Below are 16,354 nucleotides of genomic sequence, written 5' to 3' on the forward strand. Positions count from 1 at the left end.
GAGAAACACTTATGGAAGAAAAAATGAACGTGCCGTTCTTCCGCCCGTCAATCGGTGACGAGGAGAAGAAGGCGGTGCTTGACGTAATGGATTCCGGATGGCTTACGACAGGAAAAGTGGCGCACGAATTCGAGAATGAGTTCGCACGCTACGTCGGCTCGAAGCACGCGCTGGCAGTGAACTCGAACACGAGCGGGATGATACTCGCGATGGAGGCGTGCGGCGTCACCCGCGGGAAGGCGGTCATCACGACGCCGTACACGTTCGTCTCCACCGCGGCAAGCGCAATCCACCTCGGGGCGGATGTCATGTTCGCGGACATCGAGCCGGACTCATACTCGATATCACCCGACTCGATTGAGGAAATCCTCAGGGCGGACACGGAGCACAAAGTCGCGGCAATCGTCCCCGTCCATGTTGCCGGAAACCTCTGCGACATGAAGAGAATCAGGCAGCTCGCCGACAAGTATTCCACCGCGGAAAACAGGATTCGCGTCATCGAGGACGCCGCCCACTCATTCCCCTCGAAAACGGAAGCGGGATTCGCGGGAACGCTCGGCGACGTCGGCGTGTTCAGTTTCTACGCCACGAAGACGATGACGACCGGAGAGGGCGGAATGGTCACGACGAGCGACGACTCGATTTGCGCGCGCATGGCGCAGATGCGCCTTCACGGGATGAGCCGGGACGCATGGGACAGGTACACGAACCCGAAGGCGAGCTGGGAATACGACATAATCGCGCCGGGATACAAGTCGAACATGCCGGACATACTCGCGGCAATCGGCCGGGAGCAGCTCAAGAAGGCGGAGTCGTTCCGGAAAAGCCGCACGGAAATTGCGATGAGGTTCAACGAGGCGTTCGCCAAGTGCGACTTCCTCACGGTTCCGCCCGACGGCGAGGGGAATTCGTGGCACCTCTACCTCATCAGGCTGAACGAGGACAAGCTCACCATAACGCGGAACGAATTCATGGAGAAGCTCCGCGAGCGTGGGCTCGGAATCTCCATGCACTTCATCGCAATCCACCGGTTCACGTGGTGGAAGGAGCATTTCCCGCAATACAACGCGGAGACGCTCCCCAACGCGGAGAAGGCGACGGCGCGCACGATAACGCTGCCGCTCTGGCCGTACATGGACGACGCGTCGGTCAGCCACGTCATACGGTCCGTCATCGAAACGGGAAACGCGCACCATGCCTAAAAAGGAACGCGAGCTTTCGTTCTCCGGCACGTTCGCGACGGACATAGCTCTTCCGGGGATGATGTTCGCGTCCGTCGTCAGGAGCGCCGTTCCCTCGGGGAAAATCAAATCGGTCTCGCTTCCCGGCGGCACGGGAAAGATGGAGCTCATTTCGGCGGCGGACGTTCCGGGGCGCAACGCCGTATCGATGCTCGGGACGGACGCGGAGATATTCTGCACGGGCGACATACGGTACAAGGGCGAGCCGGTCGCGCTTGTCGTCGGCGAGGACGAGCGCGAAGTCAGGGACGCGGCGAGAAAAGCCGACGTCGTGGTTGAGCTCGACTTCTCCCGCAAAAAAGCGGACGGCGAAAGGACGGCCATTATCGCCGCGCGCACGGAAAAATCGGCGGGCTTCTCGCAGGACGACTTCGGGAAGGCGCCGTTCGTCGTCGACGAGACGTGGGAGAACGCGATGCGACCGCTTTCCATGAAGGAGACGAACGCGGCGGCGGCGTATTTCGACGGCGACAGGCTCTCGGTCTACGCCCCGAACCAATGGATACACAACATGCGCGAGTCGCTCTCCGCCTGCACGGGAATTCCGCGGCACAAAATATCGGTCACGCGCACCCCCATATCGAAGAAAAGCTCGAGCGCGATATTCCAGAGCGAAATTGCCGCCGCTATGGCGGCCATCGCCTCAATCAAAACGGGGCGGCCCGTGAAGCTCTCGTACACGAGAAGCGAGCAGGAATCGTTCGTGGAGAATCCCGCGCGGATAACGGTCAGGCACAAAACGGCGGTGTCGGAGGACGGGCGCATCATCGCCGACGACATACGGATTACCGCCGACGCAGGCGCGTACTGCCCATTCGCGGAGGAAATCGCGGAACGGCTCCTCCTCGGCGCGTCGGGAATCTACAAGGCTGAAAAAAGGCGCGTCTCCGTGAAAATCCTCTCTTCGAAGAACCCTCCCCGCTCCGTGAAGATGAAGGCGATTGCGATGCACGACTTCTTCGCGGCGGAATGCCAGATGCAGCGCATCGCCGAGGTCACGGGAATCTCCCCGAAAACGCTCAGGAAGGCGAACCTCGACGCGGAAAACGCGCTGTTCGGCGGAATCAGGATAGCGGACGCGATAGACGCGGTGACGCAGAGTCTCGACCCGTTCATCAGGCGGCAGGACCTTTCCGCGACGAAGAACGACGACTGCCGCACGCGGAAGGAATTCCCAGGCGGATTCGACTCGAGCGCGTTCGACCGGAAATTCTTCGCGTACCGTATGAGGGAAAGCGGGACGAACTTCCTCGACACGGTATCCCCGTCGGTGCCGAACAAAGTCGGGACGGCGCTCGCGTGCGCGGTCGAGGGAATCGGGTACGCGAAAAGGCCGACGGTGCTGAGGACGGAGCTCCACGACGACGGAAAATTCGTAATCGAGTCGTTCCCCGTGTCGGACGCGGACTGGGGCGCGTGGACGAGAACAGTGTCGGACATCCTCAAAATCGACAGGACGCTCGTCTTCCTCGACCCGAAAATCGACGAGGGAAAGGAGAACAACTGGCCCGACACGCTGAGCGAGAACACCGGAATCAAGGCGCGGCTTCTGAAGGAATGCTGCGCGGAGACGAGGGAGAACCTCGCGACGGGAATTCGGTGCGCGTCTGCCGGAGCCGATGCGGGCGGGAAACCGTTCGTCGACGCGGCGTTCGCCGCGTGCATTGTCGAGGTCGAAATCGACGCGTGCACGCTTTCGGTAGGCATCCAGCGGATTTCGGTCGCGTTCGACTGCGGGCGCATACAGAACAAGCCGCTCATGGAAATGCAGGCAAGGCTCGAAATACAGAAGCAGCTTCCGCAGCTGATGGAGGGAAAGCTCCTTTCATGCAACGACATACGCATACAATTCATGGAATCGGACGGGGAGCCGAAGCAAATCGGGAACATAATAGACTCGGTCGTTCCGGCGGCGTTCGCGTCGGCAGTCTCGGTAGCGCGCGGGCGTACCATAAGCAGGCTTCCGATAACAGAGCGCGACATACTCGGCTGAAAAAAAATGCAGGGAGACCAGAATGAGGATACATCTGAAAATAAACGGGCGCGACACCGAGATTGACGCGAACCCGAACGAGAAGCTCCTGGACATCCTGCGCGCGGAAAAAATATTCTCCGCGAAAGCCGGATGCGGAAAGGGGCGGTGCGGCGTCTGCACGGTCCTGCTCGACGGGAAGCCCGTCCCAAGCTGCCGCATCCCGATAGGAACGATTGACGGCGCCGACGTCACGACGCTGGAGCATTTCAAAACGACGCAGTCATACGAGAACATCGCCAACGGGCTGAAAAAGGCTGGCGTCCATCTCTGCGGATTCTGCAGCGCCGCGAAAATACTTTCCGTGCACGAGCTGCTCGAAAGCAAGTACCGGCCGACGAGGGAGGAATGCCTCGAATTCGCCGAGAGGCTGTCGTGCACGTGCACCGAGAAGAACGCATTCATGAACGCGATTCTCTACGCCACGGCGTTCAAGCACGACAGGGACGGGATGAAAAGCTGAGGTTTTATATGGCAGGAACAAGCGAACCGGAAGTGTTCGGCGCGCGGACGATACAGGAACTTGTCGCGCTGATGGAAAAAAAGGACGGGCTCAGGATAATCGGCGGGGGAACGGCGACAGACGAGCTTCCGAAACGGTGCGTACCGTCGAGGAACGTAAAGGAGCTCAAATCGTTCGAGAAATGGGACAGGCATTTCACCTTCGGTCCCGCGATGACGCTCGCGGAGATTGAGGACATCGGGCGGAAGAACCTCCCCGCACTTTTGAGCGACGCCGTCAAAACGATAGGGAACCGCGCGCTCAGGAATGCCGCGACACTCGGCGGGAACATCTTCTCGATGATGGACGACGGCCACGCGCGCACGCTCTTCGCGCCGCTCCTCGCGCTCGACGCCAGGTTCGAGTTCATACGGGGAAGCGACATCCGGAACGAGACGAGGACGGTTCCCATCCTCAAGCTCAAGGAATTCGCCGCGGAAGAGATGAAGTGGAAATGGATTCTCTCGAAGATAAAAATCCCGAATGAGGACTGGGAGCTCGCGATTTTCAGGAAGCTCGGGCCACAACGGGAATTCGGCGAAAGCTCCGCGTCGTTCGCGTTCCTCGCCGACATCCAGGACAGGACGCTGTCCACGGTCAGGATTGCGTTCGCGGGAAAAATCATCCTGCGGAGCGCGGAATTCGAGAACAGCCTGACGGGGCTTCCGCTCCCGCTCGACGGGAACGCCGTGAGAAGCGCGGTCGAGCGGGGCGGAAAGATGTTCGACGAGGAGTCGCGCGCGAGCGGAATCGAAAACGACGAAATTGCGCGGACGCAATTCACGAACCTGCTCCGCTATTCCCTCGAGCAGCTTGCCCAGCCGTAAATCAGAACCAGCCCTTGACGAGGTTCAGGACGAGAATCCAGAAGAACGACACCGCGACGGCAGCCTTCGCGCCCGTACCGAGCAGGAAGCCGATGAACGCCCCCCACGCGGAATTGAAGGCGCGCGCCGTGTCGTCGGGGGAATTCAGGAATTCGAAGATGAACGCCCCGAAAAACGGGCAGAGTATGACGCCGAGGACAGGAAGGGGAAGAAAAAGCCCCGCCACGAGCCCGACAGTCGCCCCGATTCCGCCCGCCCTGCTGCCGCCGAATTTCCGCGTCATCGCGGGGGGAAGAAGGTAGTCCATCGCCGTGACTGCCGCCATGACGACGAACGAGACAGCCACCGTCGCGAACGACAGCGACGCCGACGCGGAGAAGAATGCCGCGAGGAGCCCGAGCCATGAGACGGGAGGTCCGGGAAGCGCGGGAAGGAACGCGCCGACAAGCCCGAGTATTATAAGGAAAAAAGCAAGCACCAGAAGAAACACATCTCCCCCTATTTTATGAGCATCGCGTCGCCGTAGCTGAAAAAGCGGTACCTGTTCTCAACGGCAGTCCTGTACGCGCCGAGGATGTTCTCCCTGCCGGCGAACGCGCTGACGAGCATGATGAGCGTGCTTTCGGGCGTGTGGAAATTCGTGAACATCTGGCTGACGCACTTGAAGCGGTAGCCCGGATACATGAATATCCGCGTCGCCGACGAGCCGCTTCTCACGAGCCCGTCGTCTCCGGCGGCAGATTCGAGCGTGCGGACGGAAGTCGTCCCGACAGCGAGTATCGGGCGCCCCTCCCTCTTCGCCCTGTTGATTTTCTCCGCGGCGTCGAACGGAATCGTGTACACCTCCTCGTGCATCTTGTGCTCCTCGATGTTCTCCGAGCGCACGGGAAGGAACGTCCCCAGCCCGACATGGAGTGTGACGAACGTCCGGTCGATTCCCTTCTCGTCAAGGCGCCTGAACATCTCCTCGGTAAAATGGAGCCCCGCCGTGGGACATGCAGAACTTCCGGTCTCCTTCGCGTAGACGGTCTGGTAGCGCTCCGAGTCGGTGTCGTCATCCTCGCGCTTTATGTAGGGCGGAAGCGGGATGTGGCCGTTCCGGGAGAACCAGCCGTCATCGAGGGCAAACGGAAAGCGCACGGTGCGGAATTCGCTTCCCGCGTCGCCCTCGCTGTCGACTATTTCCCCGACGGAGCCGTCCGGGAAGCGGTAGCGTGAGCCAGCCTTCACTTTCTTCGCGCCCTTGACCATCGTATGCCAGACATCCCCAGAAGCGGACATCTGGTTGAGGAACATGAACTCCTGCTCCCTTCCGCCCTGCCCCTTCTCGTTCGCCTCCTTTATTCCGTAGCAGCGGGAGCGCCTGACCTTCGAGTTGTTGAAAACCATGAGCGTCCCCGGCTCAATCAAATCGGGAAGGTCGCGCATCGCAAAATGCCTCACCGCGCCCGTCGCCCTGTCGAGGAACATAAGCTTGTCCTCTCCCCGTATTCCGGACGGTTTCTGCGCGATAAGCTCCTCCGGCAAATCAAAATAAAAATCGCTCAATTTCATAATCTTCTCCATAAATAAACAACAGTTCCGCCTGCGATTCCGGGGCACGCGGAACGAAGCGCTCAGCCGAACAGCCCCGGAAGGAACGAAGACGCGCCCGGCCCCGCCTTGATTCCGAGATGGTCGTACGCCTTCTGCGTGGCGATTCTCCCGCGCGGAGTCCGCTGCAGTAGCCCGCACTGGATGAGGTACGGCTCGTAATAATCCTCAAGCGTGTCCGCGGATTCCCCGAGAGAAATCGCGAGCGTCTCGCACCCGACAGGACCGCCACCGAATTTCTCTATCACGGCGCGGATTATGTCCCGGTCGAAATCCTCAAGCCCCAGCGAGTCTATCCGAAGTTTCCCGAGACCTGCCTCGACGATTGATTTCGTTATCCGCCCGTCACCGTAGACCTGCGCGAAATCGCGCATACGGCGGACAATCCTGTTCGTGACGCGCGGCGTTCCGCGGGAGCACGACGCCATGAGCAGCGCGGCATCGTCGTCGACGGAACAGCCGAGAAGCCCCGCCGACCGTTTTATAATCAGGGAAAGCTCCGCGGGCGTGTAAAAGTTGAAGCGCTGTATAATCCCGAACCGGGTCTGCAGCGGCTTCGAGACCATGCCCGCCTTTGTCGTCGCCCCGACGAGCGTGAAATGCGGAATCGGGATGCGGACGGTGCGTGCGGCAGCCCCCTGCCCGATAACCCAGTCAAGCTCGAAATCCTCCATGACGACGTAGAGCATCTCCTCTATGACGGGCTTGAGCCGATGGATTTCGTCGATGAAGAAGACGGTTCCCGGCGTTATCGTGGAAAGGATTCCCGCAAGGTCCTTCGGCTTGTCGAGCGCAGGCGCGCTGGTCACCTTGAAGTCCGCCCCCAGCTCGTTCGCCGCGACCTCCGCAAGCGTCGTTTTCCCGAGCCCGGGCGGCCCGATGAGGAAAAGATGGTCGAGCGGCTCCCCGCGCGTCCGTGCCGCATCGATGAAGACGGACAGGTTTGCCTTGACGGCCTCCTGACCGAGAAATTCCTTGAGCAGGCGCGGCCTGAGGTTCACTTCCTGAGAATCGTCCTCGCCCGGCTCGTCCGCGCGGACAATGTGGCGCGCGCCCCTGCTCTGCTCAGAAAGCGCGGCAGCCTCCCTCAAATCATCGTCCGTCGTGTCAGTGTATCTTATTGCCATAAAAAATCCCCGTGTCGGTCGGGCCGCGCGGATGCGGCCCCCGATAGAATGGTAGGACGCCGGCCCCGTTCTGGAAAACGGAAAAATCCGGAATGCCCTCCTTTATTTCGACAGCTCAACAATCGCGCTTCTGAAGAGCGCCTCCTCCATCTCCTTCTTCGGCATGGACGGATTCTCCGCGAGCAGTTTCGACGATATTGCAGAAACGGCATCCTCGACGAGCCTGCGCTCGAACCCCATCGAGGAAAGCGCCTCCACGATGTCGGCGAATTCGCCGGGGACGCGGGACTCGCGGCGCGAAGACGACGAATCGTCGAGGGAAAGCTTCCCTTTAAGGGCGAGGAGCATTTTCTGCGCCGTTTTCTTCCCGAGCCCGGGAATCTTCTCCAGCGCGGATATGTTTCCCGAGTCGAGAGCGGAGGCGAGCTGCCCCCGCTCAATCGAGCTCATTATCTTCACGGCGCTTTTCGGCCCGACGCCGTCAACTTTGTTCAGGTCGAAGAACATCCGCCTGTCGTCCTCGCTCGCGAAACCGAAAAGGACCATCGCGCTGTCCGTATGCTGCATCCAGACGAACACGCGCGCGCTCTCGCCGACGGATGGAATCTTGTCGAGCGACGTGTCGGGAACGATGATGTCCCACTCGATTCCGTGCGTGTCGAGGAGCAATCTCTGCGGGAATTTTCCCGTAACAGTACCTGCCAATGAATTGAACATAGTGCGGCATTATAGCACATTTGCCGCATTGAAAAAAAGGAACGGGAAGCGGACGATTCCGTCGTTCAACAAAACTCACATTTTCCCTATAATGGGCGCATGATAAAAAATGCAAGACTGCCGCTCATCCTGTCGGCGCTCGTCGCGCTCTCATCATGCGCGACGAAGCCGGAACTTCCCGCGCCGGAGAATGCGCCGGCAGAGCGGGATGAGCAGAGAGATTCGCAGGACAGGAAAGAGGGAAACGCGTCATCGACGATAAGGCTGCTGTTCGCCGGAGACATAATGGCGCACGAGGAGAATTTCGTTCCGGGGCGGTTCGACAGGATATGGAGGCACGTGTCCGACAAAATCAGCGCCGCCGACCTCGCGTTCGCGAACATCGAGTCGCCGGTCATGGACGCGAAGGGCTGGCGCGCCTACCCCACGTTCAACATGCACACGGACTATGTCGAGGCCGCCATAAAAGCGGGGTTCGACGTCTTCTCGCTCGCGAACAACCACACGAACGACCAATACCTGAAGGGAATACAGTCGACGCGCGATTTTTTCTCGTCCCGCGAAGGAATCTGGGCGGCAGGGTTGCGGAAGGCCGCAGGAGAAGGCCCGACATACCAGATTGTCGAGAAGGACGTTGCCGACGGGGGAAAATGGCGGATTCTTTTCGTGGCGTTCACGGAGCTTCTCAACCGCCCGGACTACGCCGAGTACGTCGACTACTACCAGTCGACCGCGGAAAAAAGGCGCGAGCTGAAGGGAAAGCTCGCGAAAATCAAAGCCGAGAGCGGCTGCGACATTTTCGTCATATCGGTCCACACCGACGAGCCTGAATACATCCTCCGCGTCACGGAAAACCACCGGAAGTTCTTCCGCGAGCTTGTGAACGAATGCGGCGCGGACATCGTATGGGCGAACCATCCGCACGTAGCGAAGGAATGGGAGCAGATTTCCGCCGATGACGGGCGGGACGCATTCATCATGTACGCGAACGGGAACACCATATCGGGGCAACGGCGCGACCCGCAGTTCAAGGCGCCCGCGACGAACAGGGACTACACCGGGGAGGGAATCTTCATGGAGGTGACGCTCGAAAAGAAGGACGACGGAAAAAAAAGCTCCGTCGCGATAAAGGATTCGTCCGCAAGCCTCGTCACCGTGATGATTGCGGACGACGGAAGGTACGTCCTCCGCTTCCTCGACGACGAGCTTCTGGACACGCTCGACAAGGCGGAATACCTCAAATGGCGCGACTACCTTTTTGAGCGGAAGCGCATAATGGAAAGCTACATCCCCGCATTAAAAAAGGAGCGCCCATGAATATCCTCGTTCTGAACGGAAGCCCGCACGAAAACGGAAACGTCGGGAATGCGATAAAAAACCTGCTTTTAAAATATGATTCGGATGAGAACGAAATCGTCTATCACAACGTGCACGAACTCAATTTTGATTTTTGCCGTGGCTGCATGGCGTGCCGAAAAAGCGGAACGTGCGTTTTGAAGGACGACGGCGCGCACAAAATCGCCGGCGAGATAAACTGGTGCGACATGCTGATTGTGGGAACGCCGGTTTACTGGGGAAACATGAGCGGAAAACTCAAGTCGCTTTTCGACAGGCTTGTCGGCGTTCTTATGACAGAATCGAGCCGAGGAATCCCGAAGCCGCTGCAGAAAGGCAAAAAAGCGATAATCATCACTTCCTGCCGGACGCCGTTCCCGTTCAACTGTATTTTCGGGCAGTCGGCCGGGGCCGAGCGCGCGCTAAAAGAAATCCTCAACTATTCGGGATTCAGAATCGCACAGAAAATCCGCCTCGCAGGAAAAAAATAATTTCGGAATTATCCCTTCTCGTACTTTAGCTAACTAATTGAAAATATTAGGAGAAAAATTTATGGAAATTACGAATATCTATGACAAACGACTTCAAGCAATCAAAGAAGCAGAAATGAAAGTTCGTATTGCAAAAAGGAGATTGTTTGAAGCAGAAAGGGAATTGGATGAAACTTTGGAATTAGTGGAAGAGGAGCTGGATGAGAATAATGAAGGTCAAAAATTAAATGAAATAAAATATATACATAAAAATATGTATACTGTTATTAAAAAGGCTCTCAAACCCGGTACGGATACAACTACTCTTCATAATAAAAATTCTCAACAATATGTTGTTTTAGATACGGAGGGTAATATAACAGATGGGAATTGTGTTGAATTTAAAACAAAAGAGGAGGCTGAAAAATGGGCGAAAAAAATGGTTAAAAATAAAAAGCTATATGATGGTAAATATGAAATTGTAGATGACAAAGAAGTGCAGCAAAAAATGAAAAATTATTAAATTTTGGTTTCAAAATCTTCATCTACATATTTTGCAGCACCTGTATAATAATTAGCAAAATCCTCCTCAAGAGGGTTTAACCATCTCCATTTGAAATTTTTTCTGCAAGAAAGTTTTATGAGGGTGGTAAAAGTACAATAACCTAATTCTCTTTTACTACCCCCTAAAAAATATACGACTTTTACTATGGGGTCTACCTTAAAAGTTTTTTTCAAAAAATCAGCGTCTTCTTTTGAAGGAAGTTCGGCTGAATCTTGATAATCAATTAGATTGCTGTGCCAGTTTGTATCCATTTTTCCAATACGAAGATACGCCTTTCTTAAAATATTAACTTTTTCTTTTTCTGTTATTCCGTAGATGTTGAAGTTCCTGTAGATAAGTGCATTAAAAAATGCTTCATCAACCTCTTTTATTTTTTGGTCGTGCCACAACTTGTAAATAGCTTTTTTCAGAGGATTTAATTTTAACCATTTGTGGTTAGAAACCTTTGAGTGGTAGTATTTATGAGAAACTTCATTGTACCACATAAAATGAATTTCACTACCTCCGAAATTTTTAGGAAGTTTGAAAATATGTACATTTTTTGGGTCTTTGATTTATGCTTTGATTGCTTCAAATAAACAATTGCTATACATCGTTTTTATTCTCCTACACTTATAATATAGGCCTTTTCATCAAAAAGTTTTTTCGGAATTATCCCATCCCGCACTTAAAATAAATTTTGACGTTTCAGAAAAAAGCCCTATGTTATAGGTATGACTTATTTCGAATTCAACGAAAAATTTCCAACAGACAAGAGCATTTTACAACATTTCAGAACAATTCGCTACAAAAACGGTTTAACTTGTCCCCATTGTGGTTCTACCCAGCAAGTTGGATTAAGAACTGACCAGCCAAAACTTTGTAACTGTAATCATTGTCATAATACTTTTTCTATCTTTACTGGAACAATCTTTGAGAAAAGTTCTACAGACCTTAAAAAGTGGTTTTTCGCAGTTCATTTAGTTCTAAATGCCAAGAAAGGAATTTCGGCTTTGCAGTTGCAACGTGAAATCGGAACAACCTACAAAACAGCTTGGAGAATCTTAAAACAGATTCGTACTGCTATGGGTAATGAAAATTTGGAAAAGTCGTTTGAGCTGATTGTTGAAGTTGATGAAACCTATGTAGGTGGTAAACCACGTAAGCAAAACAATAATCTGCAATTCACTACGCCAAAACCAAAAGACACATCTACAACCGGGCGAGGAACAAAAAAGACTCCAGTAATCGGAGTCAAAGAACGTGGAACTGGAAGAGTTTATGCTCGTGTTGCGTTACCAGACCATAACGGACAAAAATTAACTGGCAAGCAACTTTTGTCTGTAATTTCTGCCGTAACAAAACCAGATACAGTTGTAATGACAGATGACTTCAAAGGCTATAACATTATAAACCATAAATCCACAAATCCAGAAAATTTCACACACATTTCTGTATGCCACAGCTTAGGTGAATTTTCTTCTGGAAAGGGCTTGCATACAAATGGAATCGAAGGATTTTGGGCAATTCTTAAACGTTCAATAATCGGCAGTTATCATCACATTTCAACTAAATACTTACAAAGCTACGTGAACGAATGTTGTTTCAAACAGAATAACAGATTTGTCGATTCTTTTGATAAATTGTTATGGCAAAGTGTGTTGGCAGCTTAAAAGGATTCGGAATTATCCTCTGACGTACTTAACAAAAATGACATAAACTAATTGACACTTCGTTCAAATTTTGGAACTATATTAAGTATGAGTGTAAACATCAGAAAGGTCTGCTGAGAAGCGAAGGAGACTTATCTGTCTACTGCTTTTATGAGGAATTGGCCGCCCTCTGCACTCACTTTTCGTATCATTCTGTCAAATTCTTTCGAATCAACTTTTCTCCAATCAACAATTTCTATATACTTCTTGGTTTCATCAAAATCTATAGTTGAAACGGCATAATAATCACCTTCGTTAACGAATGCTAAGTAATTAGGTTTTGAAATGGGTTTATTTTTCATAAAAACAGTAGGATTGTAGACAGCTAAAGTCAATATTTTTTTATGCATACTTAGTTCTATTTCCGAATGATCTCTTAATGTTTTTAGAATAACTTTTTTCTTCAATAAAACCTTTCTATTTTTAAAGCCTATTAAATTTTCTACAAACTTTGGAATTTCTGGAAGCAGTACTGAATAACTTGGATTTTTAAATAATTCGTTTGGAATTTCAGAAACGGTAGCATATTCATAAATAGAATCTCCATTGATATCTTTTCCGATAGGATTATTTTCGTTCAACCGTCTTTTATAAAATTCGTAATAATTAACTCGCATATTTTAAACCTCTATTTTTTTTCCACTAATTAAATCATAAAACGAAGGTAATCAGGACGGCAATCCCGATTATCCTCTAGCACAACCAATAAGGAAAGTATTGATTATGATGAATAAATTAGTTGCAAATGCAGAAAAACAGCATAGAGCGTTAAAATTACGAATATATCCAAATCCCGAACAAACAATCCTAATCAACAAAACATTCGGCTGCTGCCGTCAAATATATAATAATCGGTTGTTTGAACGAAACGAGTTCTATCAGAATGTAATCAAAAACGAATCCGACAAAAATAAGCAAAAAGAACTTTGGAAGAAAGCCCATTTCAGTACAGAAAAAGAAATGAAAGCAAAATTCCCATATATGACAGAAGTTTCAGCCCAAGCATTATGTTCAGCAACAATGTTTGCGGAAATTGCTTACAAAAATTTCTTTTCTTCAATCAAAGGCAATCGAGCCGGTGCAAAAGTTGGCAAACCGAAGTTTAAGTCGAAAAAATCAAACGATTTCAGCTACAGAGAGTGTAATCCGTCTGAAAAAGCATTAAATTGGAACGAACGAAAAGTCAAAGTTCCGAAATTAGGCGAAGTTAAGTTTCGTCACAGCGGTAACAAAAAAGGCAAGTTAGACTTCTTCCTTCGAGGGGAAGTCGAACTCAAATCAATAACAATACGAAAAAACCCTGCGAACGAGTATTATGCAGTATTGCTTTCTGAAAGAGAATACTGTCATAAAAAGAAAATCTATGAAGGTGACGAAAGCCAAGCCATCGGATTAGATTTTAGTCCAGCAGATTTTTACATAGATTCGGATGGTTCATCCGGAAAAGATTTTGGCTATGTTGCTCAAAAACAAGCAAATCTTAAAAAACTTACTAAACTTCAAAGACGCTTAATGCGTAAGCAAATCAGTTCAAACAATCGTGAAAAAGCTCGTGTAAAAGTTGCTCGTATGGAACATTACATTGCAGAATGTCGTAATGATTGGATTGAAAAAGAAACTAAACGTCTTGTATCAAGTTATCAAGTTATAGGAATTGAAGACTTGAATTTGAAAGGAATGATGAAGTTTAGTCGAAACGCAAAGAATTACGGAGACGCTTCGTGGGGAAATTTCACAAATAAACTGTTGTGGAAAGCATCCCTAAACGAAAACAACTGTCAGATTGTAAAGGCAGATAGATTCTTTGCTTCAAGTCAGATTTGCCATTGTTGCGGATTCAAGAATCCGATTACAAAGAATTTAAATATTCGTTCTTGGACTTGCCCTGAATGTGGAGCAGAGCACATTCGTGATGTAAACGCAGCCATCAATCTTAAAATGAACGCAATAAAAAACGTAGGGCAAGGAGTGTCCGAATTTAGGTCTGTGGAGGGTGTGGAAGATTTAGCAACGCTTGCGTTGCAAATTGGAGCATCCGAAGAAGCAGAAAATTTGACCGGTGACGGTCAGAATGTCCTCACGCTTTAACATTTTTTTGTTAATATAAAGTGCGTGAGGGGATAATTCCGAATAATTTTTCGGCGTTTTGTAGGCTCGACCGTTTTTTGTCTGTATACTGTCCGGGAATTCTGAAATTTGAGGAGTAAAAAATGGCTTGCACAACAATTTTGGTCGGAAAAGATGCTTCTTACAACGGCGCGACTTTTATTGCGCGGAACGAGGACAGTCCTTCGGGACAGTTCTGCGAGAAGAAATTCGTCGTTGTTCTGCCGGAAGACCAACCTTCAAAATACAAAACGATACTTTCCCATCAGGAAATCGACTTGCCTGAAAATCCGCTTCGCTACACATCCACGCCGAACGCGAATAAAAAAGATGGAATTTGGGCGGCTCATGGAGTTAACTCGGCGAATGTTGGAATGACCGCGACCGAGACAATCACTTCCAACGAGCGCGTTTTGGGTGCCGACCCGCTTTTGAAAAAGGGCGGAATCGGGGAAGAAGATTTGAACGTAATCGTTCTTCCGTACATAAAAACTGCCCGCGAGGGAGTTCTGCGGTTGGGCAGCCTGCTCGAAAAATACGGAACTTACGAGATGAACGGAATCGCTTTTTCGGACGAGAACGAAATCTGGTGGCTCGAATCAATTGGCGGGCATCACTGGATGGCCAAGCGCGTGCCTGATGATTCTTACGTTGTCATGCCGAATCAGCTCGGAATCGACAGTTTTGATTTTGATGATGCCTTCGGCGCGAAAAAAAATCATCTCTGCTCGGCAGATTTGAAGGAATTTATCGCGGAAAATCATCTGGATTTGACTTTGCCGGGCAAAAAATTCAACCCACGGGAGGCGTTCGGAAGCCACGATGATGCCGACCACGTTTACAACACGCCTCGTGCGTGGTATATCGAGCGCTTTTTGAATCCGAAAACTGCAAAATGGGACGGAGATGACGCAGATTACACGCCGTCTTCCGACGATATTCCGTGGAGCATGGTTCCTGAGAGAAAAATTACCGTGGAGGACATAAAATATCTGCTTTCGTCTCACTACAACGGAACAAAATACGACCCTTACGGTTCTTACGGCGAAAAAAATATGCGCGGTGCTTTCCGCTCAATCGGAATCAACCGCAACGATTCTCTTGCGATTATCGAAATCCGCAAAGGAATGCCAGAAAAATGCAAGGCGATTCAGTGGATGGCATTTGCCTCAAACGCGTTCAACGTTGTTTCTCCGTTCTACACGAACATCGAAAAAACTCCGCGATATTTGTCCTATGTTCCGAGAAGCGTTTCAACCGAAAGTTTTTACTGGTGCGCCCGCTTGATTGCTGCCCTGAGCGATGCCGGCTACGCAAAATGCCTGAACCACATTGAGCATTATCAGCTTGCCGTCGGTTCAAAAAGTCACGAGATTCTAAAAAAATACGACAAAATCATTGCTGCCGCGGCGGAAAGCGAAGCCATATCTCTTTGCGAAAAAGCGAATGCCGAAGTTGCCCAAATGCTAAAAGAGGAAACCCAAAAGACGCTGGACAAAGTTCTTTATGAAATAAGCTGCCTGATGAAAAACTCATACGCAAGAAGCGACGCGTAAAAAACTGTTGCCATGCGGAGCAATCTGCATGGCGACTTTTTATTTGTGATAAGGTGTTCCGCACTGCAAGATTTCTACATAAGACTTATCTCCGTCTTCTATAATTCTGTAGACAATGCGGTTAAAGTCATCAATTCGTCGGCTCCAATAGCCTGTTAAATCATCTTTTAGAGGTTCTGGTTTCCCGATTCCAGTGTAGCCGTTACGGTCAATATCTTTTAAAAGGGCTTCAAGTTTCTTTACAAGTCGTTTGTCAGAATGAAGGTTCAGAAAATCTTCCCATGCTTCATCAGTCCAAAGTTTATCCATCAATTAACCTCGTCGATTTCGTGCTTGGTTAGTTTTCCTTGCTTTGCATGTTCAAGAGAGGTTCTGAGTCTTTTTTGATTTTCTTCGCCCCAAAATGGGTCTGCTTTAATTTCGAACGGAATGCGGTTTTCTCGCAGGCAGGCGTTCATAAACATGTTTACGGCAGCGGTTACACTGATTCCAATTGAGTCGCAAAATCCTTCAAAAGAATATTTGCGCTCATCATTCGTTCTAATGCTCATTGTTGCCATAAAAATATCTCCTAAAGTGTTATTTTATAACA

Annotated in this window: 18 protein-coding genes; 10 read left to right on the forward strand and 8 right to left on the reverse strand. The window is 50.8% G+C overall.

Translation table 11 applies throughout. The annotated features are described in order from the left end of the window. The first annotated feature begins 11 nt into the window (after positions 1-11). Genes TRESADRAFT_RS10590 through TRESADRAFT_RS10605 form a run of 4 tightly spaced genes read left to right on the forward strand, consistent with a single transcriptional unit; the run spans position 12 to position 4,602 of the window. Positions 12-1,202 (forward strand): DegT/DnrJ/EryC1/StrS family aminotransferase, encoded by a 1,191-nt coding sequence (locus TRESADRAFT_RS10590; RefSeq protein ID WP_002705557.1) that lies wholly within the window; start codon positions 12-14, stop codon positions 1,200-1,202. Next, positions 1,195-3,234 (forward strand): xanthine dehydrogenase family protein molybdopterin-binding subunit, encoded by a 2,040-nt coding sequence (locus TRESADRAFT_RS10595; protein ID WP_002705559.1) that lies wholly within the window; start codon positions 1,195-1,197, stop codon positions 3,232-3,234. Before TRESADRAFT_RS10590 ends, TRESADRAFT_RS10595 begins: the two co-directional genes overlap by 8 nt. Positions 3,235-3,256: 22 nt before the next feature. Continuing rightward, entirely contained in the window at positions 3,257-3,736 is a 480-nt protein-coding gene (locus tag TRESADRAFT_RS10600; RefSeq protein ID WP_002705561.1) for a (2Fe-2S)-binding protein, read from the forward strand. An 8-nt stretch (positions 3,737-3,744) separates the two neighbouring features. Continuing rightward, entirely contained in the window at positions 3,745-4,602 is an 858-nt protein-coding gene (locus tag TRESADRAFT_RS10605) for an FAD binding domain-containing protein (protein WP_002705563.1), read from the forward strand. Position 4,603: 1 nt separating this feature from the next. Here TRESADRAFT_RS10605 and TRESADRAFT_RS10610 read toward each other — a convergent pair whose 3' ends face one another. The 4 genes from TRESADRAFT_RS10610 to ruvA form a co-directional block, all read right to left on the reverse strand. Further along, positions 4,604-5,092 carry a DUF456 domain-containing protein gene (locus TRESADRAFT_RS10610; protein WP_002705564.1) on the reverse strand — a complete coding sequence of 163 codons (489 nt, stop codon included), beginning with the start codon at positions 5,090-5,092 and terminating at the stop codon, positions 4,604-4,606. An 8-nt stretch (positions 5,093-5,100) separates the two neighbouring features. Further along, positions 5,101-6,156: a tRNA preQ1(34) S-adenosylmethionine ribosyltransferase-isomerase QueA gene (queA, locus tag TRESADRAFT_RS10615; RefSeq protein WP_002705566.1), complete on the reverse strand. Its 1,056-nt coding sequence runs from the start codon at positions 6,154-6,156 to the stop codon at positions 5,101-5,103. A gap of 62 nt (positions 6,157-6,218) precedes the next feature. Then, positions 6,219-7,322: a Holliday junction branch migration DNA helicase RuvB gene (gene ruvB / locus TRESADRAFT_RS10620; RefSeq protein WP_002705568.1), complete on the reverse strand. Its 1,104-nt coding sequence runs from the start codon at positions 7,320-7,322 to the stop codon at positions 6,219-6,221. Between the two features lie 102 nt (positions 7,323-7,424). Then, positions 7,425-8,039, reverse strand: a complete 615-nt coding sequence (gene ruvA, locus TRESADRAFT_RS10625; RefSeq protein WP_002705570.1) for a Holliday junction branch migration protein RuvA — start codon at positions 8,037-8,039, stop codon at positions 7,425-7,427. A 99-nt stretch (positions 8,040-8,138) separates the two neighbouring features. Here ruvA and TRESADRAFT_RS10630 point away from each other — a divergent pair, with 99 nt between their 5' ends. From TRESADRAFT_RS10630 to TRESADRAFT_RS10640, 3 genes are all read left to right on the forward strand, one after another. Then, the gene (locus TRESADRAFT_RS10630; RefSeq protein WP_002705572.1) at positions 8,139-9,356 is read left to right on the forward strand and encodes a CapA family protein; all 1,218 of its coding nucleotides are present in this window, start codon (positions 8,139-8,141) and stop codon (positions 9,354-9,356) included. After that, complete coding sequence (locus tag TRESADRAFT_RS10635) at positions 9,353-9,865, forward strand: flavodoxin family protein (RefSeq protein WP_002705574.1); 513 nt, start codon at positions 9,353-9,355, stop codon at positions 9,863-9,865. Before TRESADRAFT_RS10630 ends, TRESADRAFT_RS10635 begins: the two co-directional genes overlap by 4 nt. 61 nt (positions 9,866-9,926) lie before the next feature. After that, a complete protein-coding gene (locus TRESADRAFT_RS10640) occupies positions 9,927-10,367 on the forward strand; it encodes a hypothetical protein (protein WP_002705577.1) in 441 nt (146 codons plus the stop codon). Here TRESADRAFT_RS10640 and TRESADRAFT_RS10645 read toward each other — a convergent pair. Next, positions 10,364-10,894, reverse strand: coding sequence for a hypothetical protein (locus TRESADRAFT_RS10645; RefSeq protein ID WP_002705579.1), 531 nt, complete (start codon positions 10,892-10,894; stop codon positions 10,364-10,366). The two genes, TRESADRAFT_RS10640 and TRESADRAFT_RS10645, sit on opposite strands and share 4 nt — an antisense overlap. A gap of 228 nt (positions 10,895-11,122) precedes the next feature. On the opposite strand from TRESADRAFT_RS10645, the gene TRESADRAFT_RS10650 reads away from it, so the two are divergent. After that, positions 11,123-12,061 carry an IS1595 family transposase gene (locus tag TRESADRAFT_RS10650; protein ID WP_002705581.1) on the forward strand — a complete coding sequence of 313 codons (939 nt, stop codon included), beginning with the start codon at positions 11,123-11,125 and terminating at the stop codon, positions 12,059-12,061. Positions 12,062-12,192: 131 nt separating this feature from the next. On the opposite strand, the gene TRESADRAFT_RS10655 is transcribed toward TRESADRAFT_RS10650, so the two are convergent. Then, positions 12,193-12,681, reverse strand: a complete 489-nt coding sequence (locus TRESADRAFT_RS10655) for a hypothetical protein (protein ID WP_141606995.1) — start codon at positions 12,679-12,681, stop codon at positions 12,193-12,195. 142 nt (positions 12,682-12,823) lie between these two features. Between TRESADRAFT_RS10655 and TRESADRAFT_RS10660 the strand changes: the two genes are divergently transcribed. Both TRESADRAFT_RS10660 and TRESADRAFT_RS10665 read left to right on the forward strand, forming a co-directional pair. Further along, complete coding sequence (locus TRESADRAFT_RS10660) at positions 12,824-14,188, forward strand: RNA-guided endonuclease TnpB family protein (protein ID WP_002705582.1); 1,365 nt, start codon at positions 12,824-12,826, stop codon at positions 14,186-14,188. A 122-nt stretch (positions 14,189-14,310) separates the two neighbouring features. Next, positions 14,311-15,762 carry a C69 family dipeptidase gene (locus tag TRESADRAFT_RS10665; RefSeq protein ID WP_002705583.1) on the forward strand — a complete coding sequence of 484 codons (1,452 nt, stop codon included), beginning with the start codon at positions 14,311-14,313 and terminating at the stop codon, positions 15,760-15,762. Positions 15,763-15,801: 39 nt separating this feature from the next. On the opposite strand, the gene TRESADRAFT_RS10670 is transcribed toward TRESADRAFT_RS10665, so the two are convergent. Continuing rightward, positions 15,802-16,071 carry a Txe/YoeB family addiction module toxin gene (locus tag TRESADRAFT_RS10670; RefSeq protein ID WP_040842898.1) on the reverse strand — a complete coding sequence of 90 codons (270 nt, stop codon included), beginning with the start codon at positions 16,069-16,071 and terminating at the stop codon, positions 15,802-15,804. Further along, entirely contained in the window at positions 16,071-16,322 is a 252-nt protein-coding gene (locus TRESADRAFT_RS10675) for a type II toxin-antitoxin system RelB/DinJ family antitoxin (protein ID WP_002705593.1), read from the reverse strand. The genes TRESADRAFT_RS10670 and TRESADRAFT_RS10675 overlap by 1 nt, the downstream gene beginning before the upstream one ends. Between the last annotated feature and the right edge of the window lie 32 nt (positions 16,323-16,354).

This window comes from Treponema saccharophilum DSM 2985 (genome assembly GCF_000255555.1).
Lineage (GTDB): Bacteria > Spirochaetota > Spirochaetia > Treponematales > Treponemataceae > Treponema_D > Treponema_D saccharophilum.

Coding starts and splice junctions, on each gene's coding strand:
- queA (WP_002705566.1), bottom strand. CDS start 6,156: ATGAAATTGAGCGATTTTTATTTTGATTTGCCGGAGGAGCTTATCGCG.
- TRESADRAFT_RS10630 (WP_002705572.1), top strand. CDS start 8,139: ATGATAAAAAATGCAAGACTGCCGCTCATCCTGTCGGCGCTCGTCGCG.
- TRESADRAFT_RS10665 (WP_002705583.1), top strand. CDS start 14,311: ATGGCTTGCACAACAATTTTGGTCGGAAAAGATGCTTCTTACAACGGC.
- ruvB (WP_002705568.1), bottom strand. CDS start 7,322: ATGGCAATAAGATACACTGACACGACGGACGATGATTTGAGGGAGGCT.
- TRESADRAFT_RS10660 (WP_002705582.1), top strand. CDS start 12,824: ATGATGAATAAATTAGTTGCAAATGCAGAAAAACAGCATAGAGCGTTA.
- TRESADRAFT_RS10670 (WP_040842898.1), bottom strand. CDS start 16,071: ATGGATAAACTTTGGACTGATGAAGCATGGGAAGATTTTCTGAACCTT.
- TRESADRAFT_RS10675 (WP_002705593.1), bottom strand. CDS start 16,322: ATGGCAACAATGAGCATTAGAACGAATGATGAGCGCAAATATTCTTTT.
- TRESADRAFT_RS10605 (WP_002705563.1), top strand. CDS start 3,745: ATGGCAGGAACAAGCGAACCGGAAGTGTTCGGCGCGCGGACGATACAG.
- TRESADRAFT_RS10645 (WP_002705579.1), bottom strand. CDS start 10,894: ATGTGGTACAATGAAGTTTCTCATAAATACTACCACTCAAAGGTTTCT.
- TRESADRAFT_RS10635 (WP_002705574.1), top strand. CDS start 9,353: ATGAATATCCTCGTTCTGAACGGAAGCCCGCACGAAAACGGAAACGTC.
- TRESADRAFT_RS10600 (WP_002705561.1), top strand. CDS start 3,257: ATGAGGATACATCTGAAAATAAACGGGCGCGACACCGAGATTGACGCG.
- TRESADRAFT_RS10650 (WP_002705581.1), top strand. CDS start 11,123: ATGACTTATTTCGAATTCAACGAAAAATTTCCAACAGACAAGAGCATT.
- ruvA (WP_002705570.1), bottom strand. CDS start 8,039: ATGTTCAATTCATTGGCAGGTACTGTTACGGGAAAATTCCCGCAGAGA.
- TRESADRAFT_RS10640 (WP_002705577.1), top strand. CDS start 9,927: ATGGAAATTACGAATATCTATGACAAACGACTTCAAGCAATCAAAGAA.
- TRESADRAFT_RS10590 (WP_002705557.1), top strand. CDS start 12: ATGGAAGAAAAAATGAACGTGCCGTTCTTCCGCCCGTCAATCGGTGAC.
- TRESADRAFT_RS10595 (WP_002705559.1), top strand. CDS start 1,195: ATGCCTAAAAAGGAACGCGAGCTTTCGTTCTCCGGCACGTTCGCGACG.